Below are 21,220 nucleotides of genomic sequence, written 5' to 3'. Positions count from 1 at the left end.
GCACGTCACACCGGCAGACCCTGCCCTGCGCACCACCCGCCCACACCACAGAACGGACACCGTCACCGTGACGAGCCAGCCCACGGCGCCCGCCGCCGAACTCAGCGGCCGTATCCGCGGCGGGCCGAGCGACCTGCTGCACGAGGAGCTGCTCGCCCCGCAGTTCCGGTTCGAGGTCCGCCACCTGCTGGACCACTACATCGCCATCGAGAAGACCCTGGCGGCCGAGTACGCCCGCATGGGCGTGCTCAGCACGGCCGAGGCCCGCTCCGTCGCCGTCCTGCTGGATCAGGCGGGCCCCGAGACCCTCACCGCCCGGCCCGACGACAACATGTCGGACATCGCCTTCGCCCTCGAACGCCATGTCACGGCAGGGCTGCCGACCCCGCTCCCGCGCTGGCACGTCGACCGGAGCCGCAACGACCTCCAGGCCTGCGCCCAGGCGATGTTCGGCCGCGAGCAGATCACACGGCTCGCCGCGGCCCTGCGGGACCTGTGCGCCGTCGTCCTCGAACGTGCGGAGGAGACCCGCACGTCACCCATGCCCGGCTACACGCACTTCCAGGCCGCGCAGATCATCACGCCGGGGTTCCATCTCGCCGCCGTCGCCGAGCAGTTGCTGCACACCCAGCAGCGCCTGCTGCACGCCTACGACGGGATGAACGCCTGCCCGCTCGGAGCCGGGGCGATGGCCGGACAGGAACTGCCGTGGGACCGCGCCCGGATGGCCCGCATGCTGGGCTTCGACCGCCCGCAGCCCAACGCGCTCACCGCGGTCGCCTCCCGCCGCTGGAGCGCCGAGGCCACCGCCGAACTCAGCCTGCTCGGCGCGGCCTTGAGCCGCTTCGCCACCGATCTGCTCACCTGGGGCGGCAGCGAGTACGGCTTCATCGAGCTGCCCGACGAACTGTCCGGCATCTCCTCGGCGATGCCGCAGAAGAAGAACTACCCCGTCCTGGAGCGGATCCGGGGCCGCACGGCCCATCTGACCGCCTTCCACGCCGACGTCCTGCTCGGCCAGCGCAACACTCCTTTCTGCAACCTGGTGGAGGTCTCCAAGGAGGCCGGCACGCACGTCCTCGCCGCGTTCGACTCGGCCCACGGCACGGTCCGGCTGCTCACCGAGGTGGTGCGCCGCGTCGGCTTCCGGGCCGACCGAATGCGCGCGGTGTGCGAGCGCGAGTACCTGGGCGGGTTCAGTCTCGCCAACGCCCTCACCCTCAGCGAGGGGGCGCCGTGGCGGACGGCGCAGGTCGTCGCCGGGAAGTACGTCGTCAGCGCCGCGGGGGCCGGGGCGCCGCCCCACCCGGGCGAGCCGGACCTGCTGGCCCGGGCCGCCGCCGAGCACGGGCTGACCCTCACCGACCCGGCCGGACTCCTCGCCGACGCTTTCGACGTGGACCGCGGCCTCACCCGCCTGGCCTCCACCGGCTCGGCCCACCCCGACGCCGTACGCCAGGCGCTGCGCACCCAGCGGGACACCCACGAAGAGCTGGCCGCCGCGTGGGACCGGAGATCCGAGACGGTCCGCGCGGGTGCGGCGGAAACGGCCCGCGCACTGGAACCGACCCCGCAGATCCCGGCCGCCCGGAACTCCACCGACGCGGGATCCGGCCGTCGGCCGGGAACGGGGGAGCGCTGATGCCCCCGGCCCCGCTCAGCGGCACGGCCCCCACTTCCGGCCCCGCCCCAGCCGTTTCCGCCCCCACCGGCCTCCTCACCACCGCCCCCGCACCACTTCTGGGCACCGGGCATGCCTTCGGCACCTTCGGGGAGTTGCTCCAGGGCGCCCTGCCCGCCCCCGACAGCGACTTCCTCGTCACCTTCCCGCTGGCCCGCTGGGCCACCGCCGTCTTCCGGCCCGCCCCCGAGGCGCGGGAGGTGCGGGTCGTGCCCGGGCACAAGGGCAAGTCCCGGCGGGTCGCCGAGGCCGTCCTCGCCGCGCTCGGCGAGAGCGGCGGCGGACTGCTGGAACTTTGCGGCGACCTCCCCGAGGGCAAGGGCATGGCCAGCTCCTCGGCCGACCTCGTCGCCACCGTGCGAGCCGTCGGAGCCGCGTTCGGGCGGACGTTCACCCCGGCGCAGACCGAGGCGTTCCTGCGCGGCGTGGAGCCGGCCGACGGCGTGATGTACGACGAGATCGTCTGCTTCCACCACCGGGCCGTGCGGCTCCGCCGCAGACTCGGCACGCTGCCCCCGCTCGTCCTCGTCGCCCACGACGAGGGCGGACAGGTCGACACCGTGACCCACAACCGGACCGCGACGGCCATCGGGACCTCGGAACGGCACGAGTACGCGCGGCTGTTGGACCGGCTGACCGGTGCGGTCGCCGCGGGCGACCTGCCCGCCGTGGGCGAGGTCGCCACCCGCAGCGCCGAACTCAACGGCCGCCTACGTCCCCGGGCCGGGTTCCCCGAACTGCGCACGCTGTGCCACGAGGTCGACGGCCACGGCCTGGTCCTCGCCCACAGCGGCACCCTGCTCGGCGTCCTCCTCGACGCCCACGACCCCGAACTCGACGGCAAGGCGGCCCACATCCGCGCCGGCTGCGCCCCGCTCGGCGGCGAAGTGTCCGTCCACCGCGCCCTGGGCGCCGGCGACGACTGGGCTCCCGCCTCGCATCCGGAGGCGTCGGCCGCCGGCGGGGACTGGGCTCCTGCCTCGCATCCGGAGGCGTCGGCCGCCGGCGGGAACTGGGCTCCCGGCGGGCATCCGGCGGCGTCGGCCGCCGGCGACGACTGGGCTTCCGCCTCGCATCCGGCGGCATCGGCCGTCCGTGGCGACCGGCCTCCCGCCCGGCTCCCGGCGAGCCCGGCCGCCTCTCTCACCACACACCGACTGGAGATCTGAGCATGCTCTTCGACACGCTGACGGACGCGATCGGCCGTACGCCGCTCGTCCGGCTGCGCCTCGGCGCGGAGCGCGGGGTGGAGGTCTACGCCAAACTGGAGCTCCAGAACCTGTTCGCGATGAAGGACCGCGTCGCCCGCAACATCGTCCTGGAGGCCAGGCGGCTCGGCACCCTGCGCCCCGACGCCCCCGTGGTGGAGAGCTCCTCCGGCACCATGGCGCTCGGCGTCGCCCTCGTCGGCCGCTCCCTCGGGCACGAGGTGCACATCGTCACCGACCCGCGCATCGACCCCGTCACCCTGGCCAAACTGCGCGCCCTGGGCTGCCAGGTGCACATCGTCGAGGCGATGACCAGCCACGGCTGGCAGTCCGCCCGGTTGGAGCGGCTCGCGGAGCTGATGGCGGAACTGCCCGGCGCCTTCTGGCCCCAGCAGTACACCAACCCCGACAACCCCGGCGCCTACCGCGACCTCGCCCGCGAACTCCTCGACGACCTCGGCCACATCGACGCCCTCGTCGGCGCCGTCGGCAGCGGCGGCTCGCTGTGCGGGACCGGCCGGGCGCTGCGGGAGACCCTGCCCGCCGTGCGCGTCGTCGGCGTCGACTGCGTCGGCAGCGCCCTGTTCGGGCAGCCCGATCTGCCGCAGCGGCTCCAGAGCGGCCTGGGCAACAGCCTGCTGCCGAAGAACCTCGACCGCTCCCTCGTCGACGAGGTCCACTGGCTCAACGACCACGAGGCGTTCGCCGCCACCCGCGAACTCGCCCGTGAGCAACAGATCTTCGGCGGCAACACCTCCGGCTCGGTCTACCGCGTCCTCGGCGACCTGGCCCGGCGCGCCGAGCCCGGCTCCCGCATAGTCGGCATCCTGCCCGACCGGGGCGACCGCTACGCCGACACCGTCTACAGCGACGAGCACTGGGACGGCCACGGCCTGCGCGCCCTGCCGACGTCCCGCCGGCCGGCCGTCGTACCCGCCGGGACCACCGTCGAGAGCTGGTCCCGCCAGTCCTACGCCGCCCCCGCCGACCTGCGCCGGCACCTCGTCTTCGTCGAGTCCAACACCACCGGCACCGGCATGCTCGCCCTCGACCTGGCCCGGGACCGGCTCGGCGCCGCGCCCGTCCTGCTGACCGGCGACCCCGGCCGCTACCGTGGCCTGGAGGCCACCGGAGCCGAGGTCGTCCGCTGCGACACCAACTCCGACGCCGCGCTGCGGGCCGCCCTTCAGGACCGCTTCCGTCGCGAGGAGATCGCCGGGATCACCACCACCAGCGACTTCTACGTCCCCGCCGCCGCCCGTCTGGCCCGCTGGCTCGGCCTGCCCGGCAACCCGCCCGAGGCCGTGACCGCCTGCCGCGACAAGTCGGCCCTGCGCGCGCTGCTGGAGGACGCCGGGGTGCGCCAGCCCCGGTACGCGGTGGTGCGCGAGCCCGGCGAGGTCGCCGCTGCCGTCGCCCGGACCGGTCTGCCGTGCGTGGTCAAGCCCGCCGACGACTCGGGCTCGGTCAACGTCCTGCTCTGCGCCGACGAGGTGGAGGCCGTTGCCCAGGCCGAGCGGATCCTCGCCGTCATCACCAACGTGCGGGGCATGCCGACCGCGCGGACCGTCCTCGTGGAGGAGTACCTCGACGGCCCCGAGTACAGCGTGGAGACGTTCAGCCGGGACGGCCGCGCCGAATGCGTCGGCATCACCGCGAAGTCGGTGACCGGCACACCCCACTTCGTGGAGCACCGCCACCTCTTCCCCGCCCCGCTCCCGGCCGCCACGGCCCAGCACATCACCGAGACGGTCACGGCCGCCCTGGACGCGGCCGGCATCCGGCTCGGCGTCGCCCACACCGAGGTGAAGCTGACCGACGGCGGACCGGCCGTCGTCGAGATCAACCCGCGCCCCGCGGGCGGCATGATCCCCGAACTCGTCCGGCTGGCCTGCGGCGTCGACCTGCTCGAACAGCAGCTCAAGGCCGCGGTCGGCCTGGAACCCGACCTCAAGCCCGTCCACGGGGCCCACGCGGGCATCCAGTTCCTGCTCGCCGACGCCGACGGGATCCTCGGCGCCGTGGACGGAGTGCCGCGTGCGGCGGCCGTGGACGGCGTCGAGGCGGTGACGGTCACCGCCGCGCCCGGCACCGTGATCCGGCGCGCGCGCAGCGCGGGCGACCGGATCGGGCACGTCATCGCCTGCCGTCCGGGCCCCGAGGAGGTCACCGCGGCGCTGGACGAGGCACGGGCCCTCATCCGGCTCACGGCCGACGACCCCCGCCGCGCCCGCTGAACGGCCCGACCCCGGGCCCCTTACCGCCGTGCGCCGTACGGACCCGTACGGCGCCCCCACCCACCCATCCAGGAGAACCGCCATGAGCAACCCCTTCGAGAACGACGACGCCGTCTACCTCGTCGTCCGCAACGACGAGCTCCAGCACTCGCTGTGGCCGGCCGACCTCACCGTCCCGGCCGGCTGGACCACGGTCCACGGCCCGGACGGCCGCCAGGCCTGCCTCGACCACGTCGAGCGGCACTGGACGGACATGCGTCCCGCGTCCCTGGTCGCGGCCCTCGCCGGGGACACGGCCCGTGCCTGAGCCCGTACGCCTCCCGCCCGCCCCCGGCTGGCCGCCCCCGCCGGCGGCCGGGGCGGCCCGGGAGGACCCCTCAGCGAGCGACACGGCCCCGGCCGGCACGGCCTCCGCAGCGGACGGCCGTCCGCACCCGTCGGGCTCCCGGGCCTCGGCCCCGACCAGCACCCTGGACACCCTGCGCCACCTCGTCGCCCAGGTGCTGGGCCTGGCTCCCGACGCCGTCCGCCCCGAGCACGGCTTCACCGAGCTCGGCGGTGACAGCATCCAGGCCATCCAGGTCGTCAGCCGGGCCCGGGCGGCCGGGCTGCTGGTCACCACCCGCGACGTCCTGCGCAGCGAGAGCGTCGGCGCGCTCGCCACCGCCGCCCGCGCCGCGGACGGCCCCCCGGCGAGCGAGGAATCCGCCCGGCCTCCGCGCCGCACCGGCCCGTTGGCCGCGACGCCGATCATGGCGTGGCTCGGCGAACTCGCCGGCCCCGTCGACACCTACCACCAGTCACTCGTCGTCCGGACCCCGGCAGGGTTCCGCGCCGAACACGCCGTACACGTCGTGCGGGCCCTGCTCGACACGCACGACGTCCTCCGTCTCACGGTGCCCGGCGGCGCCGGCACCGCCGCCGCCGGATGCTCGGTGCCGCCACCGGGCGACGTCGACGCGCACACCCTGGTCGAACACCTCCGCGCGCCCGACGCCACCGACGCCGAGCTCCCCGCCCTCACCACCGACCGGATCCGGGCCGCCCGACGGCTGCTGTCCCCGGCGGACGGCGTCATGCTGCGCGCCGTGTTCGTCGACCGCGGCCCCGGCCGGCAGGGCCGGCTCGCCCTGGTCGTGCACCACCTGGTCGTGGACGGCGTGTCCTGGCGCATCATTCAGGACGACCTGCGCACCTGCTGGGCGAGGCTCGCCGCCGGCGAGGCCCCCGCCCTCGAACCCGCGCCCACACCGTTCGCGCACTGGGCGGACCTGCTGCGCGCCGACGCCACCTCCGGCCGGCGCATGCGCGAGGCGGCCCGCTGGACCGACACCCTCCGCCCCGCACCCGAACCACTCGGCGGCGTCTGCCCGTCGACCCGGCTCGACCCCGAGACCGCGGACCACCGCCTCACCCTCACCCTGCCCCCGGACGTGGCCGGGCCGCTGCTCACCGTCGTGCCCGGCGTCGTCAACGGCACCGTCAACGACGTCCTGCTCACCGGGCTGGCCCTCGCCGTCCTCGCCTGGCGCCGCCCGCACACCGGCCCGCAGGACGGCGGCTCGGTCCTCGTCGACGTCGAGGGCCACGGCCGCGAGGACGTCGCGGGCGCCCCCGACCTGTCCCGGACCGTCGGCTGGTTCACCACCGTGTACCCGGTCCGCTTCGACCTCGGCCGGCCCGACCTCGACGACGCCCGCGCGGGCGGCCCCGCCGCCGGCGCGGTCCTGCGCACGGTCAAGGAGACCCTGCGGGCCGTCCCCGACCACGGCATCGGCCACGGCCTGCTGCGCCACGGCAACAGCCGCACCGGTCCCGCCCTCGCGGCCCTGGGCGTCCCCGAGATCGGCTTCAACTACCTCGGCCGCTTCCCGATGGGCGACACGGCCGACTGGGCCGCCGCCCCCGGGCACGACTTCGCCCTGGACGAGGCCGACGACGGCCTGGCCATGGCCCATGCCGTGGAGGTCAACGCCGCCGCCCACGAAGGTCCCGACGGCCCCACCCTGAGCGCCACCTGGACCTGGGCGGGCAACGCCTGTCCGGCCGACCGAGCGCACGCCCTGGCCCACGAGTGGTTCGCCATGCTGCGCGCCCTCGTCCGGCACGCGGCACTGCCCGGCGCCGCCGGACTGACCCCGTCCGACGTGTCCCTGCCCGGCCTCGGCCAGACCGACCTCGACGCCTTCGAAGCCCAGTTCGGAGAACTGCTGTGATCCCCCTGTCCCACGCCCAGCGCCGTCTGTGGTTCCTGTGCCGCGACGGCGACCCCGGCGGCCTGCACAACATCCCGGTGGGGCTGCGCCTGCACGGCGACCTCGACCGCGCCGCCCTCACGGCCGCCCTCACGGACGTCGCCGACCGGCACGAAGCACTGCGCACGGTCTTCCCCCACCAGGACGGCGTCCCCCACCAGCACGTCCTCGACCCGGGCACCGTACCGCCCTGCGCCGTCACCGTCGTCCCGGCCGACGAGCACCCGCGCCGCGCACTGGAGGCCGCGACGCCGTCCTTCGACCTGGCCGACGAACCGCCGCTGCGCGCCCACCTGTTCACCGACGGGGCGCAGGAGCACTACCTGCTGCTCGTCCTGCACCACATCGCGGGCGACGGCGCCTCCCTCGACGTCCTCCTGCGCGACCTGGCCGCCGCCTACACCGCCCGGCTCCTCGGCGCGGACCCGGACTGGCCCGAACTCCCCGTCCAGTACCCGGACTACGCCCTGTGGCGGCACGACGTCCTCGGCGACCCGGACGACCCGCGCTCCGAGCACTCCCGGCAGCTCGACCACCGGGCCCGCGCGCTCGCCGGCCTGCCCGAGGAGCACACCCTCCCCACCGACCGGCCCCGCCCCGCCGTCGCCTCCCACCGCGGCGCGGTCGTCGCCGCCGAGGCGGGCGCCGCCACGCACACCCGTCTCGCCGGCCTGGCCCGCGACCGGCGCGCCACCGTGTTCATGGCCGTCCAGGCGGCCTTCGCCACCCTGCTCACCCGCCTCGGCGCGGGCACCGACCTCGCCCTCGGCTGCCCCGTCGACGGCCGCGAGGACGAGGCGCTGGAACACCTCGTGGGCCTCTTCGTCGACACCGTCGTGGTGCGGGCCGACACCTCGGGCGATCCCGCGTTCACCGACGTCCTCGACCGGGTCCGCGACGCCGCCCTGGACGCCCACGCCCACCGGGACGTGCCCTTCGACGCCCTGGTGGAACGGCTCAACCCGCTCCGCTCGCCCGGCCGTCACCCCCTGTTCCAGCTCGCGGTCGCCGGCCGCCGGGACACGGACGGCGCGCCCGTCCTGCCGGGGCTGCGGGTCCGGACGGAACCCGTGCGCACCGCCACGGCCAAGTTCGACCTCACCCTCGAGGTCGACGAGCGCCACGACCCCGACGACGGCCGGCCGGCCGGGATCGGCCTCGCCCTCGAATACGCCGCCGACCTGTTCGACGCCGCCACCGCCCAGCGGCTCCTGGACCGGCTGACCCTCCTCCTCGACGCGGTCGTCACCGACCCCGCCGCCCCGATCGCCGTCCACGACCTGCTGATGCCCGAGGAGCGCGCCGCCGTCACCGACGGTTGGCAGGGCGCGCCGGCCGTGCCCCACGACACCACCGTGCACGCCCTGTTCGCCGAGCGGGTCGCCGCCCACCCGGAACGGACCGCGGCCGTCTGCGGCGACCGGGAGGCGAGCTATGGCGCACTCGACGCCCTCTCCGACCGGGTGGCGGCCCGGCTCGGCGCCCTCGGGGTGCGCCCCGGCGCGACGGTGGCCGTCCTCATGGACCGCTCCGTCGAGCTGATCGCCGTCTGCCTGGGCGTGCTGAAGGCCGGGGCGGCCTACCTGCCCCTGGACGCCCGCGCGCCACGCGCCCGCTCGGCGTCGGTCGTTTCCGCCGCCGGCGTGTCGGTCCTCGTCACCGACCCGGGCGCGGACACCGCCGGCCTCGGCGTCCGCCACACCCTCCGCCTCGACGACGACCTCACGGTGGACGGCGCAGGGCCCCATGATGTCGAGCCGCGGGGCGCCGGGCGGACGAACCGCACCCACGGACGCCCCGACGACCTCGCCTACGTGATGTACACCTCCGGCTCCACCGGCACGCCCAAGGGGGTCGCCGTCGCCCACCGTGAGGTCGTCGCCCTGGCCCTGGACCGGCGCTGGCGCGGCGGCGCGCACGATCGTGTCCTGCTGCGCTCCCCGCACGCCTTCGACGCCTCCACCTACGAGCTGTGGGTGCCGCTGCTGAACGGCGGGCTCGTGGTCGTCGCCCCGCCCGGCGACCTGGACGTGCCCGGCCTGGCCCGGCTCATCGCCGAACAGAGCGTCACCGGCACCTTCCTGACGGCCACCCTCTTCAACGAACTCGCCGACCGCTGCCCGGAACGGCTCGGCACGCTGCGCGAGGTGATGACCGGCGGCGAGGCCGCGTCCCCGGCCGCCGTCCGCCGGGTCCGCGAGCACTGCCCGGACACCACCGTGACCAACGCGTACGGGCCCACGGAGACCACCACCTTCGCCGTCCTCTTCCCGCTCGCCCCCGGGCAGGAGATCCCGGCAGGACAGGTGCCGATCGGACGCCCCCTCGACGGCACCCGCCTCCACGTCCTCGACGACCGTCTCGCCCCCGTCCCGCCCGGCGTCGCCGGCGAGCTGTACATCGCCGGAGCCGGTCTGGCCCGCGGCTACCTGGGACGCCCGGGGCTCACCGCCGAGCGTTTCACCGCCTGCCCGTCCGGCCCGCCCGGCACCCGGATGTACCGCACCGGCGACCTCGCCCGCTGGACGGCGGACGGCCGGATCGAGTACCTCGGCCGCACCGACCGGCAGATCAAGATCCGCGGTCTGCGCATCGAGCCGGGCGAGATCGAGAGCGTCCTCGCGGGTCACCCGGACGTGGGCCGCGCCGCGGTCACCGTGGTCCCGACCCCCGCCGGGCCCGCCCTCGCCGGCTACGCGGTGCCCGCCGAGGGAAGGCGACCCGACCCGGCGGCGCTGCGCGAGCACCTGCGGACCGAACTACCGGACTGGATGGTCCCGTTGACGGTCACCGTGCTCGACCGCTTCCCGGTGACTCCCAACGGCAAGATCGACCTGGACGCGCTCCCCGCTCCCGGCCCCGCCACCGGGGAACGGCCCTACCAGGCCCCGAGGAACGACACCGAGCGCGCCCTCGCCGCCCTGTGGGAGCGGATGCTCGGCGCCGAACGGGTCGGCGTCCACGACGACTTCTTCGCCCTGGGCGGTCACTCCCTCCTCGCGACCCGCCTCCTCGCGGAGATGCGCTCCCTGCTCGGTGCGACCGTCACGGTCCGCCGCTTCTTCGCAGGCCCGACGGTGGCCCGACTCGCCGAAGCCGCGACGTCGGCCGCCGCGACCGCCCCCACCGACGACCCCCCGGTCGTACGCCGAGCCCGCCGCCCCAGCCCCGCCTGACCGAGCCCGCGCCCGCCCCGCCCTCCGACCGCCAGTCGCCCACCGACCGACAGGGAACCACCGTGAGCCGTACCCCTGCCCCCGCCCCCTCCGCGGCGGCCGCACCCCCCGTACCCCCGCCCGCCTCCAAGGTCGAGGACGTCCTCCCGCTCTCGCCCCTCCAAGAGGGCATCCTCTTCCACGCGCTGTTCGACGAGCGGGAACGCGACGTCTACGTGGCGCAGCTGCTCCTCGACCTGTCGGGCCCGCTGGACGCCGGACGGCTGCGCGCCGCCGCCGACGCCGTGCTGGTGCGGCACGCGAACCTCCGCGCCGGGTTCCTGCGCCGTGCCTCCGGCGAGCCCGCGCAGGTCGTACGACGTGATGCGCGGGTGCCGTGGGAGGAGCGGGACCTCTGCGCGCTGGACGAGGACGGACAGGCCGACGCCGTCCGGACGCTGCTGGCACAGGACCGGGCGCGCCGCTTCGACCTGGCCAGGCCGCCGCTGCTCCGCCTCACCCTCCTGCGCACCGGACCGCGCAGTCACCGGCTGCTCCTGACGTACCATCACATTCTCCTGGACGGCTGGTCCTGGCCCGTCCTGGTCCGCGAACTGCTGGCCCTGCACGACGCCGGACCGGACACCGCGGCACTGCCCCCGGTCACGCCGTACGCCTCCTTCCTGGACTGGCTCGGCTCCCGCGACACCGGCGCGGCCCACGACGCCTGGGGCCGGGCCCTGGCCGGGCTGGCCGGCGGCAGCCGCACCGCACCCGTCTCCACCGGCCCCTCCGCGCTGCTGCCCCACCGTGTCGAGACCTCCCTCACCCCCGACCTCACGGAGCGGCTCACCGCCCTCTCACGCGCCCACCGGATCACCCCGGGCACCCTCCTCCAGGGCTCCTGGGCCCTGCTGCTCGCGAACCGGCTCCGCTCCGACGACGTGGTCTTCGGCGCCGTCGTCAGCGGACGTCCCGCCGAACTGCCCGGCGTCGCCGACATCGTGGGCCTGTGCATCAACACCGTGCCGGTCCGCGTCCGCGTCGACCGCGCCGAGCCGCTCGTCGCTCTGTTCACCCGGCTCCAGGACGAGCAGGCGCGACTGATCGAGCACCACCACCTCGGCCTCACCGAGATCCAGCGCACAGCCGGGGCCGGTGAACTGTTCGACTCCTGCGTGGCCTACCAGAACTATCCGGTGGACGGTGCAGGTCTCGCCGCGCTGTCCACGGGCGAGCTCCGCGTCACCGCCGTGGACCCGCACGACGCGGCCCACTATCCGCTCTCCCTGACCGCGATCCCCGGCGACGGACTGCGTCTCCAGATCGACCACCGGCCGGACGCCTTCGACACCGCCGAAGCGCAGGCCCTGCTGGACCGTCTCGTCCGCCTCCTCGAAGCCGTGGCCGACGACCCGTCCCGCCCGGCCGGGGCGGTGGACCTGCTGTCGCCGGCCGAACGGCGGCGCGTGCTCGAAGAGTTCAACGACACCGCCCGCGACGAGGACTACACCGAGGTGACGGACCGGGTGCGGCGCCAGGCGGAACTGCGGCCGCACGCCGCCGCGGTGACCGACGACACGGGCGGCGCCCTCACCTACGGCGAACTCGTCGTTCGCGCGGACGCGACCGCCGAACGGCTGCGCGCGGAAGGCGTCGACGACGGCGACCTCGTCGCGGTCCTCAGCGAGCCGACCGCCCGGGTGCCCGTCGCCTTCCTCGGCATCCTCGGCGCCGGGGCCGCCTATGTGCCGCTCGACCCCGTCGGCCCGGTCGCCCGCACCGCCGCCCTGCTGACCGCCGGGGGAGTGCCGTGGCTGCTCACCGCGCCCGAACAGCGTGCGCGAGCCGCGCAGATCGCGGCGGCGGCCGGACATCCCGTACGGGTGCTGGTCCTCGACGACGCCGACCCCCGCCCGGCCGGAGCGCCGTCCCGGGACGGCGGCGGGCGCGACGCCCTGGCCTACGTGTGCTTCACCTCCGGATCCACCGGCCGCCCCAAGGGCGCCATGGTGCACCGGCGCGGCATGAACAACCACCTGCTCGCCAAGCTCGACGACCTGCGGCTCACCCCCGACGACCGGGTGGTGATGAACGCGCCGCTCACCTTCGACATCTCCGTGTGGCAGATGCTCGCCCCGCTGATCACCGGCGGCCGGGTCCATCTCGTCTCCCGTGACACCGCCCGCGACCCGGACGCCCTGTTCGCCGCCGTCGCCCGGCACGGGGTCACCGTCATGGAGACCGTCCCCTCCTTCGTGCGCGCCGCCCTCGACCTGTGGGACTCCGGCGTGCCCCGCCCCGCGCTCCCGGCGCTGCGCTGGTTCGTCGTCAACGGCGAGGTCCTCCCGCCGGAACTGTGCACCCGCTGGTACGACCACCACCCCGAAGCGGCGATCGTCAACGCCTACGGGCTCACCGAGTGCTCGGACGACAACACGCACGCCTTCATCGCCCGAGGGAACGTGACCGGGCTGCTCGAACAGGGCCGGCTGCCCGTCGGCAGGCCGCTGCGCAACAACCGGCTCTACGTCCTCGACCCGTCGCTCGCGCCCGTGCCGCCCGGCGTCCCCGGCGAACTCTTCATCGCGGGCACGGGCGTCGGGCCCGGCTACCTGGGCGAGCCCCGCCGCAGCAGCGAACGCTACGTCCCGGACCCGTTCGCGACCGAGCCCGGCGCCCGCATGTACCGCACCGGCGACCTGGCCCGGCTGCGCGCCGACGGCCAACTGGACTTCCTCGGACGCCAGGACCACCAGGTCAAGATCCGCGGCAACCGCATCGAGCTCGGCGAGGTCGAGACCGCGCTGCGGGCCGTGCCGGGCGTCGGGGACGCGGTGGTGACCGTGGACCGCGACGGCGCCGGACAGCAGCGGCTCGTCGGCTGGTTCACCGGAGAAGCCGACGACGACGGCATCCGCGCCGTGCTCTCCCAGAGCCTGCCCAACTACATGGTCCCCTCACTGCTGTTCCCGCTGCCCGCTCTGCCCCTGACGACCAACGGCAAGATCGACCGCAAGGCCCTGCCCGACCCGTCGGACCTCACGCGGCCGGCCGGACGCGCACCGGCGAACGCGGCCGAAGAGGCCGTCTGCGCCCTCTTCGCCGCCGTCCTCGGCCTCGCCGCCGCCGGACCCGACGACGACTTCTTCGCCCACGGCGGCCACTCCCTCCTGGCCACCCGGCTGACCGGGCGTCTGCGCACCGAACTCGGCGCACACCTGACCATCCGCGACCTCTTCGAGACCCCCACCCCGGCCGGCATCGCCGCCCGTCTGACGGCCGCCGCCCCCGCCCCCGCCCGCCCGGCGCTGCGTCCCCGCGCCCGAGACCGTGCCTGACGCCCGCCCGGCCGCACCGGCCGCACCGACCAGGAGACAGACCCCATGAGCCCCGACGACATTCCGGTCCCCCTGCGCATCGCCCGTCAGGTGGACCGGACCCCCGACGCGACGGCCGTGATCGCCCCCGACGGCGAGCTGACCTACCGCCGGCTCGACCGGCGGGCCAGAGCCGTCGCCGGGGAGCTGCGCGCCGCCGGCGCGGGCCCCGAGGACACCGTGCTCGTCGGGGTGGGCCGGGGCGCCGACTGGGCCGTCGCCCTCCTGGGCGTCTGGTACGCCGGCGCCGCGCCGCTCCTCGTCGACCCCGGGGCCCCCGACGAGCGGCTGCGTGCCCTGCTGGCCGCCGCCGGCACCCGGTACGCTGTCGTCACCGGCCACGCCGCCGCGGCCCGCCTGCACCGCCGCTGCGAACAGGAGCTGTTCTGGGCGGCGACCCGTGACGACGTTCCCGGCGCCGGCCCCGACACGGGGAGCCGGGGCGCCGACCCCGAACCGGCCGCCGTCGCCCCGGGATCGCTCGCCTACGTCCTGTTCACCTCCGGCTCGACCGGCAGGCCCAAGCCGGTGGCCGTCGCCCACGCGGGCCTCGCCCGGCAGACCGGCGTGCTCGCCGAGCGCTACGGTCTGACCGCCGCCGACCGGGTGCTCCAGTTCGCCGCGCCCGCCTTCGACGTCGCCCTGGAGGAGGCCCTGCCCACCTGGTGCACCGGCGGCACGGCCGTGTTCGTCGACGACAACGTGGTCTCGCCCGCCGAACTGGAGCCCTTCCTCACCGAACGGGCCGTCACCCTCGTCAACCTTCCCACCCCGTACTGGTCACAGTGGGCCAAGGACGTCGAACGCCGGCCCCGTCCGCTGCCGGCCGCCCTGCGCCACGTGGTCATCGGCAGCGACGCGGGCCGCACCGCAGACCTCGTCCGCTGGCACGCCGCCGGTGGCCCGCCCGTGACCAGCGCCTACGGCCTCACCGAGTCCACGATCACCGCCACCTGCCACGAGGCGCACGCCGGAACCCTCACGGACACCGCCGACGAGGTCATCCCGCTCGGCACCCCGCTGCCGGGAGTGCGCGCCTACGTCCTGGACGAGGCGCTGAGGCGCACGGCCGACGGCGAGGCAGGGGAGCTGTACCTCGCCGGGTCCTGCCTGGCCCGCGGCTACCACGACCGGACCGCCCTGACCGCCGAACGGTTCGTCGCCGACCCCTTCGCCACCGGACCGGGGGAGCGGATGTACCGGACGGGGGACCGGGTCCGGCGCGCCCCGGACGGCACGCTGCGCTTCCTCGGCCGCACCGACGACCAGGTCAAGATCCGCGGTCACCGGGTGGAGCTCAAGGAGGTCGAGGCCGCGATCGCCGCCCACCCGGACGTGGTGGACGTCGTCGCCCGCGCCGTACGGCAGAGGGGCGAGCCCCAGGTGGTTGCCTACGTCGAAGCCGCCCCCGGACGGCCGCTGGACGGCGGCGAGTTGCGGCGGAACGTGGCCGCCAGGGCGCCGGGCCATCTCGTCCCGGCCCGGGTGTGCGTCCTGCCCCGGCTCCCGCGCACCCCGGGCGGCAAGCTCGACGTACGCGCCCTGCCGGACCCGTTCCCCCCGGGGGCGGCGGTCGTGGAACCGCCGCTCCCCGAACCCGTCTGAACCACCGACCGCCCGGACGGGTCCGCCCCGCCGGACCCGAAGCGCCCAGCAGAGAAGGACCTTTCGTGTCCCAGCCCACCGCCGCCCCCGATCCCACCGCCGACGCGGACACCGCCTCAGGACCGGCGGGCCCCGAGCCCTCCCCGCGGCAGCGGCGCGACTTCCGCCGGTTCATGGCCTCGCACGTGTGCAACGAACTCGGCAACAGCATCACGTACGTGGCCCTGCCGCTCACCGCCGTGCTCACCCTGCACGCCTCCGCGTGGGAGGCCGGTCTGCTCGCCGCCGCCGAGAGCGCCGCGTTCCTGCTGCTCGGACTGCCGGCCGGAGCCTGGGTCGACCGGATGCGACGCCGCGACGTCATGATCGCCGCCGATCTGGCGCGGGCCGTGCTGCTCACCGCGGTGCCGGTGGCCTGGCTGCTGGACGCCCACTCCATGCCGCTGCTGTACACCGTCGCCCTGCTGCTGGGCTGCGCGCGGCTGTTCGGCGACGTGGCCGACCAGAGCTATCTGCCCACCCTCGTCGGACGGTCGAAGCTGATCGAGGGCAACTCGCGTCTGGAGACCGTGCGTTCGGGTGCCGAACTGGCCGGCCCCGGCATGGCGGGCTTCCTCGTCCAGCTCCTCGGCCCGGCCGGCACCCTGGCCGGGCAGGCCGTCACCTCCCTCATGTCCGCGACCCTGCTGGGCCGCATCGAGGCGAGGGAGGAGCGGCCCGCACCGCCGCCGTCCGGGCGCGGCGGCCTCCTGCCGGAGATCAGGGAAGGACTCCACCACGTCCTGCGTCACCGCGTGCTGAGGCTGATCGCGCTGAGCACGGCATCGGTGAACCTCTGCCTCAGCGGTGTCTTCGCCCTGGAGACCCTGTTCCTGACCCGCACCGTGGGCCTGCCGCCCGCGGCGGTCGGCTGGGTGCTCGCCACGGCCGGGGTCGGCTCGGTCCTCGCCGCGCTCATCACCCAGCGGCTCTCCCGGCGGGTGGGCGCGGCCCGGCTGACCTGGCTGTCCCTGCTGGCCGCCATGCCCTTCGGCCTGCTGCTCCCGCCGGCCGAGGAGGACTGGCGGCTGGGGCTGTTCGTCCTGGGCACGCTGGTGCAGTCGGCGGGCGTGACCACGTACAACATCTGCCAGGTCGCCTACCGGCAGACCGTCTGCCCGCCGCACCTCCTCGGCCGGATGACGGCCACCATGCGGTTCCTGGTGTGGGGAACCCTGCCGGTGAGCGGTCTGCTGGCCGGCGCCCTCGGTGAACTGGCCGGTGTGCGCGGCGCGTTGTGGATCCTGACGGCGGGGCTGACGCTCACCCCGCTGATCCTGCTGTGCTCGCCGCTGCGGCGCATGCGGGACTTCGACGAGGCCTCGGCTCAGTAGCCGGGCCCGTACCCCAACTGGAAGGCGAGATGAGCCAGTTGGATGCGGTTCACCGAACCGGTCTTGCCGCGCAGCCGGCGCACATAGGTGTCGACCGTATGCGGGCTGAGCCCCATCCGGCGGGCGATGATCCGGTAGGTGCACCCCTGCGCGAGATACGCCAGAACCTCCTCCTCGCGGGGCGAGAGCGTGGCGGGACGCGGGGACGGCTGGGCGGTCTCGGACATGGCGAACTCCGATGCGGTGGGTGCGGGCTCCCGGGCAGGGGCGGGAGGTATTGCGGCTGAAATCGCTCTCGACGCGGTTTTCTTCGCGGAAAGGCCGGTGTTCACTCTGCTCCTTCACGTATCAACGACGGTGTCGTGTGAGTCGACTCGCCGTCGAAGCTGCTCATCAACAGCCTTTCCGCTTGCTTATGCTGACGCCAGGGGGCGGGCGCCTCACCAAGGTGCCTGGCAGCAAAGCGACCCGGGGTGAAGGCATGCAAAGTGGGGCAAGGGTGTTATCGGATCTCAAGGACGTGGACCTCGACGTCTACAGCTGGGTGCTCCAGCACCGCACGATCGAGATCGACACCGTCGCCGCCGGCACCGGACACGCTCCGCAGGAGGTCCGGCTCAGCGTGGAGCGGCTGCTCGACGCCCAGTTGCTGCACCGCAGCCCGGAGGACGACTCCGTGGCTTTCGCGGTGGCACCGGACACCGCGGCATCCCGCCTCGCCGCCCCGCTGGAGGAGGAGATCCGCACCCGTCAGCGGGAGATCAGCGGGATCCGTGAGGACCTCGGGCGCTTCATGCCCCACTACCTCCAACGCCGTTCGGCGGGCGAGGCGTTGGAGGTTCTGGGCAATGTAGAGGACGTGCGCGGCGCGCTGAACGCCGCCTCCGACCGGTGCCGGCACGAGGTCCTCACCAGCCAGCCCGGCGGCGGCAGTCGCGTGCCCGAGGCGATGCAGGAGGCGCTCAGACGGGACGAGGCCATGTTGCGCAGAGGCATCTCCATGCGCAGCCTCTACCACCACACCGCCCGGTTCAACGGCCCCAGCCAGGCCTACGTGGCCGCCGCCTCGGCACTCGGCGCGCAGTACCGCACCGCGCACGAACTCTTCGGCAGGCTCATCGCCTTCGACCGCGAGCTGGCGTTCATCCCGGTGCCGGACGGCAGTTGGGGCGCCGTGGTGATCCGGGAGCCCGCCACCGTCGCCTACCTCTGCGACATCTTCGACCAGACCTGGGACCACGCCACCCCGTTCTCCAACGCCGTCGGCCAGGGGCTGGAGGAGGTCGCCCGCGAGATCCACGAGACGATCATCCGGCTGCTCGCGGCCGGACTGAAGGACGAGGCCATCGCCCGGCGGCTCGGCATGTCGTTGCGCACCGCGCGCCGGCACATCGCCGACATCATGGAGGAACTCGGCGCGGGGAGCCGCTTCCAGGCGGGAGTGGCCGCCGCGGCCCGCGGCCTGCTGGACGACCCCGCAGCGGCGAAGGCGGACCAGGGGGCTGCCGCGGACTGACAGCGGCAGCCCCCGTTCGTGTCACGGCTTTCGGGGAACGTGTTTCCGTGGCTGGTACGCCCCCTGCGTGATGGACGATGCTTCCCCGACGGGGTCGCGGCACGCGACCCGGCGCGCACGGCGGTCGCGGTGCGCCGGCGAGCCATGCACTGACTGAGGGGCGCACGATGAACATGCCGTTCGACGGGCCGACGGCGAGATCTCCTGAGAGCCGTCCGCAGGTCAGGCCCGTCCATCGGCCCACCGGCCCGGCAGGGGAGCACCTGCGGGAGGTCGCCCTCTTCGTCGCGCTCCACCTGGGCCGCGCCCCGGGCGTCCTGTGGCCGGAACACGACCATCCGCTGCTCGGCGACGGCGACGGCGACGGCGCGGACGACGGCGGGGAACCGGCGGCGACGCCCGATCTGGACGCACTGGCCGCACAGATCACCGCCGTGACCGGTCTCGCGGCCCGCCCCGCCCCCGTCGGCGTCCCGCCCGGCCATCTGCTGGTCCATCAGATCGCGGGCGCGGCCACCTGGAACATCGTCGGCGCCGGCGACGACGGCCGGGACGCCTCGCTCCGCTACCGCCTGCGCGCGGGCGAGGTGCTCTACGTCCCCGATGGCTGGGCGCGTGCCGCCGAGCCCGCCGCCGGCGCCCGTTGGACGGTCGTCGTCCTCACCCCCTGACGGGCCGCAGGGGCCATGACGGCCGGTGGTGAAGCGCCCGGTGGCTGAGGGCGAGGGCCCCGGCTGGCCCGCGGCGAGCCCGCGCACCCGCACGCACGGAACGAGGCGCCCCGCGGGGCGCCTCGTTCCGTGCGTTCACCTGACGCCGTGCGTCGCTCAGCCGCCCCAGGAGGTGTCGGTCGGGGGCTTCGGGCGGCTCGAGCCGCCCGTGGTGCCGGTCGACGCCGTGACGGCGATCACGGGCCGGTCGCCCGCCGTGATCCGGGTGGCGCCCCCGTCGAACGGCGCGGTCGTGGCGGCTCCCGTCAGGACGGCGGCGAAGGCCGCGGCCACGGTGCAGACGGCGAGTGCGAGACGCTTCGTCATGGTGTTCCCCCAGTAGATGGATGGGCCGGCCCGGGGGAGTGTCGTCCCGGGCCGTTCGGTCGTTGCCTTGCAGGAACAACCCTGCCGCCGCGAACGCCCCGCATCGATCCATCGGGCGGCTCATCAAGCTGCCTGACTCTAAAGTGAGGGGCGGCAAACCTCCGCATTCGGCGCGGAACGGTCGGCGTTCGGGCCGCTCATGAGGGGCGGAACGTCCAACTCCCGCCACACACGGAACACCAGAGGCGTCAGAGTGACCCCGAGATAGACCACACCGGTCGCCAGCAGAGCGGGCGTCAGCCCCCAGCCGTCCAGCACCGGTCCAGCACCCAGCATCCCCAGCGGCGTGGCCGCCAGGGCGCAGGCGGTGAGCATGCCGAAGACCCGGCCACGTATCTCCTCGGGCACCCGCTCGTAGGCGACGGACATCATCAGCGGAGCGAGCGCCCCCGACCCCAGACCCGACAGGGCGAGCAGCGACAGCAGCGCCCACGGCGGCGGTCCGGCGGCGAGCGTGGCGCAGCGCACCGCGCCGACCAGGAGGAACGCGCCGACGAACAGGGCTCGGCGCGGCAGACGGCGCCCGATGCGGCCGTACAGGGCCGCCCCCAGCAGGGCGCCCGCCCCGATCGCGGTCACCATGGCCCCGAACAGCGCGCTGCTGTCCAGCACCCGCGTGCCGTACGCCGGGTACAGGACCCCGTTGAGCGCGCCGTCCAGCGCGTTGGTCACCAGCAGCACCGCCGTCACCGCCCGCACCGGCCGGTCCCCGTTCAGGTACGCCCAGCCCGCCCGCAGATCCGACAGGTACGACGCCCCGGCCCCTCCCGGGTCGCCACGGCCCGGGAGCCGGGGCACGGACGGCACCAGCACCGCCACCAGCAGACAGCACAGCAGGGCCGCGCCCACATCCGCGGACAGGGTGCGCACCGGGCCGACGACGGCGATGAGCAGGCCCGCCAGCGGCGCCCCGGCCATCAGACCGATCCGGCGCGCGGCCTCCACCGAGCCGGTGCCCGCCTCCAGGGCGACCCCCGCCCGCCGCATCGCGTCGGGCAGCAGCAGCTGGCGCGCGGTCTCCGCGGGGCCGCGGGCCGCCCCCACCACGAAGACCAGGGCGACGAGCACCGGCAGGGCCAGCGCGTCCACCGCGTGCAGCGCGGGGATCAGGGTGAGCGCCGACGCTGTCAGCAGGTCCGCGCCCAGGCTCACGGCCCGCGCCGGCAGCCGGTCGACCACCGGTCCCACGAGCACCGCCGAGCAGAGCAGGCCCGCGGTCTCGGCCGCCGCGACCAGCCCCGTCCAGGTGCCGCTTCCCGTGCTGTGCAGCACGAACCAGGGCACGGCGACCAGGGTCGCCGAGAGTCCCAGCGCGGACACCCCTGCGACGGTCACGAGGGCCAGCAGCGGTGCGGTCCGCCAGGCCCGTGGGGCCAAGGGGGCCCAGGGGGAGGTTCGTTGATTCATCACGGTCCATTCCTCGCGGGAACCGCGCCGCCCGGCGCTCCACGGCAGCGGAGCGCCGGGCGGCGGTGTGCCCGTCGGTCGTCGGGTCAGCCGGCCATGCTCAGCCGCAGGCTGAGCGGACGCATGTCGGTCCACACCCGCTCGATGTGCGCCAGGCACTCCTCGCGCGAGCCCCGCACGCCCTGCGGGCGCCAGCCGGCCGGGACGGCCCGGTCCGCCTCCCAGAGGGAGTACTGCTCCTCGTCGTTGGCCACGACCAGGTACTGCCGCGTCGTCTCGTCACTCATGGTGCTTCTCCTCGTTAGT

The 21,220-nt window shown here is 75.1% G+C and carries 15 protein-coding genes; 11 read left to right on the top strand and 4 right to left on the bottom strand.

What is annotated here, in order from left to right:
* Positions 1 to 67 precede the first annotated feature (67 nt).
* From ACIRS4_RS02875 to ACIRS4_RS02835, 9 genes are all read left to right on the top strand, one after another.
* Positions 68 to 1,642 (top strand): argininosuccinate lyase, encoded by a 1,575-nt coding sequence (locus ACIRS4_RS02875; RefSeq protein ID WP_404188982.1) that lies wholly within the window; start codon positions 68 to 70, stop codon positions 1,640 to 1,642.
* On the top strand, positions 1,642 to 2,850 hold the full coding sequence (locus tag ACIRS4_RS02870; protein ID WP_404188979.1) for a kinase: 1,209 nt from the start codon (positions 1,642 to 1,644) through the stop codon (positions 2,848 to 2,850). The genes ACIRS4_RS02875 and ACIRS4_RS02870 overlap by 1 nt, the downstream gene beginning before the upstream one ends.
* Before the next feature lie 2 nt (positions 2,851 to 2,852).
* Positions 2,853 to 5,126 carry a pyridoxal-phosphate dependent enzyme gene (locus tag ACIRS4_RS02865; protein WP_404188976.1) on the top strand — a complete coding sequence of 758 codons (2,274 nt, stop codon included), beginning with the start codon at positions 2,853 to 2,855 and terminating at the stop codon, positions 5,124 to 5,126.
* Between the two features lie 82 nt (positions 5,127 to 5,208).
* Positions 5,209 to 5,433 carry an MbtH family protein gene (locus ACIRS4_RS02860; protein WP_358799631.1) on the top strand — a complete coding sequence of 75 codons (225 nt, stop codon included), beginning with the start codon at positions 5,209 to 5,211 and terminating at the stop codon, positions 5,431 to 5,433.
* On the top strand, positions 5,426 to 7,342 hold the full coding sequence (locus ACIRS4_RS02855) for a condensation domain-containing protein (RefSeq protein WP_404188972.1): 1,917 nt from the start codon (positions 5,426 to 5,428) through the stop codon (positions 7,340 to 7,342). The genes ACIRS4_RS02860 and ACIRS4_RS02855 overlap by 8 nt, the downstream gene beginning before the upstream one ends.
* The gene (locus ACIRS4_RS02850) at positions 7,339 to 10,557 is read left to right on the top strand and encodes an amino acid adenylation domain-containing protein (RefSeq protein WP_404188969.1); all 3,219 of its coding nucleotides are present in this window, start codon (positions 7,339 to 7,341) and stop codon (positions 10,555 to 10,557) included. Before ACIRS4_RS02855 ends, ACIRS4_RS02850 begins: the two co-directional genes overlap by 4 nt.
* 62 nt (positions 10,558 to 10,619) lie before the next feature.
* Entirely contained in the window at positions 10,620 to 13,877 is a 3,258-nt protein-coding gene (locus tag ACIRS4_RS02845) for an amino acid adenylation domain-containing protein (RefSeq protein WP_404188966.1), read from the top strand.
* Between the two features lie 45 nt (positions 13,878 to 13,922).
* Positions 13,923 to 15,521, top strand: coding sequence for an amino acid adenylation domain-containing protein (locus ACIRS4_RS02840; protein WP_404188964.1), 1,599 nt, complete (start codon positions 13,923 to 13,925; stop codon positions 15,519 to 15,521).
* A 65-nt stretch (positions 15,522 to 15,586) separates the two neighbouring features.
* On the top strand, positions 15,587 to 16,894 hold the full coding sequence (locus ACIRS4_RS02835; RefSeq protein ID WP_404188961.1) for an MFS transporter: 1,308 nt from the start codon (positions 15,587 to 15,589) through the stop codon (positions 16,892 to 16,894).
* Here ACIRS4_RS02835 and ACIRS4_RS02830 read toward each other — a convergent pair.
* The gene (locus tag ACIRS4_RS02830; protein ID WP_404188958.1) at positions 16,888 to 17,121 is read right to left on the bottom strand and encodes a response regulator transcription factor; all 234 of its coding nucleotides are present in this window, start codon (positions 17,119 to 17,121) and stop codon (positions 16,888 to 16,890) included. The two genes, ACIRS4_RS02835 and ACIRS4_RS02830, sit on opposite strands and share 7 nt — an antisense overlap.
* Before the next feature lie 272 nt (positions 17,122 to 17,393).
* Between ACIRS4_RS02830 and ACIRS4_RS02825 the strand changes: the two genes are divergently transcribed.
* Entirely contained in the window at positions 17,394 to 18,410 is a 1,017-nt protein-coding gene (locus ACIRS4_RS02825; protein ID WP_404188955.1) for a LuxR C-terminal-related transcriptional regulator, read from the top strand.
* A gap of 167 nt (positions 18,411 to 18,577) precedes the next feature.
* On the top strand, positions 18,578 to 19,081 hold the full coding sequence (locus ACIRS4_RS02820; protein WP_404188952.1) for a hypothetical protein: 504 nt from the start codon (positions 18,578 to 18,580) through the stop codon (positions 19,079 to 19,081).
* A 156-nt stretch (positions 19,082 to 19,237) separates the two neighbouring features.
* Here ACIRS4_RS02820 and ACIRS4_RS02815 read toward each other — a convergent pair whose 3' ends face one another.
* The 3 genes from ACIRS4_RS02815 to ACIRS4_RS02805 form a co-directional block, all read right to left on the bottom strand.
* The gene (locus tag ACIRS4_RS02815) at positions 19,238 to 19,447 is read right to left on the bottom strand and encodes a hypothetical protein (protein WP_404188950.1); all 210 of its coding nucleotides are present in this window, start codon (positions 19,445 to 19,447) and stop codon (positions 19,238 to 19,240) included.
* Between the two features lie 138 nt (positions 19,448 to 19,585).
* Entirely contained in the window at positions 19,586 to 20,914 is a 1,329-nt protein-coding gene (locus ACIRS4_RS02810) for an MFS transporter (protein ID WP_404188948.1), read from the bottom strand.
* Positions 20,915 to 21,000: 86 nt separating this feature from the next.
* On the bottom strand, positions 21,001 to 21,201 hold the full coding sequence (locus ACIRS4_RS02805) for an MbtH family protein (RefSeq protein WP_404188946.1): 201 nt from the start codon (positions 21,199 to 21,201) through the stop codon (positions 21,001 to 21,003).
* Positions 21,202 to 21,220: the final 19 nt, after the last annotated feature.

Source organism: Streptomyces sp. NPDC101166 (assembly GCF_044768125.1).
In the GTDB taxonomy this organism is placed as follows: Bacteria; Actinomycetota; Actinomycetes; order Streptomycetales; family Streptomycetaceae; genus Streptomyces.
This window is presented reverse-complemented; position numbering and strand designations above follow the sequence as displayed.

Excerpts from the sequence above, each read along its gene's own strand:
- ACIRS4_RS02870 (WP_404188979.1), top strand. The coding sequence starts at position 1,642 with ATGCCCCCGGCCCCGCTCAGCGGCACGGCCCCCACTTCCGGCCCCGCC.
- ACIRS4_RS02865 (WP_404188976.1), top strand. The coding sequence starts at position 2,853 with ATGCTCTTCGACACGCTGACGGACGCGATCGGCCGTACGCCGCTCGTC.
- ACIRS4_RS02860 (WP_358799631.1), top strand. The coding sequence starts at position 5,209 with ATGAGCAACCCCTTCGAGAACGACGACGCCGTCTACCTCGTCGTCCGC.
- ACIRS4_RS02840 (WP_404188964.1), top strand. The coding sequence starts at position 13,923 with ATGAGCCCCGACGACATTCCGGTCCCCCTGCGCATCGCCCGTCAGGTG.
- ACIRS4_RS02830 (WP_404188958.1), bottom strand. The coding sequence starts at position 17,121 with ATGTCCGAGACCGCCCAGCCGTCCCCGCGTCCCGCCACGCTCTCGCCC.
- ACIRS4_RS02820 (WP_404188952.1), top strand. The coding sequence starts at position 18,578 with ATGAACATGCCGTTCGACGGGCCGACGGCGAGATCTCCTGAGAGCCGT.
- ACIRS4_RS02815 (WP_404188950.1), bottom strand. The coding sequence starts at position 19,447 with ATGACGAAGCGTCTCGCACTCGCCGTCTGCACCGTGGCCGCGGCCTTC.
- ACIRS4_RS02810 (WP_404188948.1), bottom strand. The coding sequence starts at position 20,914 with ATGAATCAACGAACCTCCCCCTGGGCCCCCTTGGCCCCACGGGCCTGG.
- ACIRS4_RS02805 (WP_404188946.1), bottom strand. The coding sequence starts at position 21,201 with ATGAGTGACGAGACGACGCGGCAGTACCTGGTCGTGGCCAACGACGAG.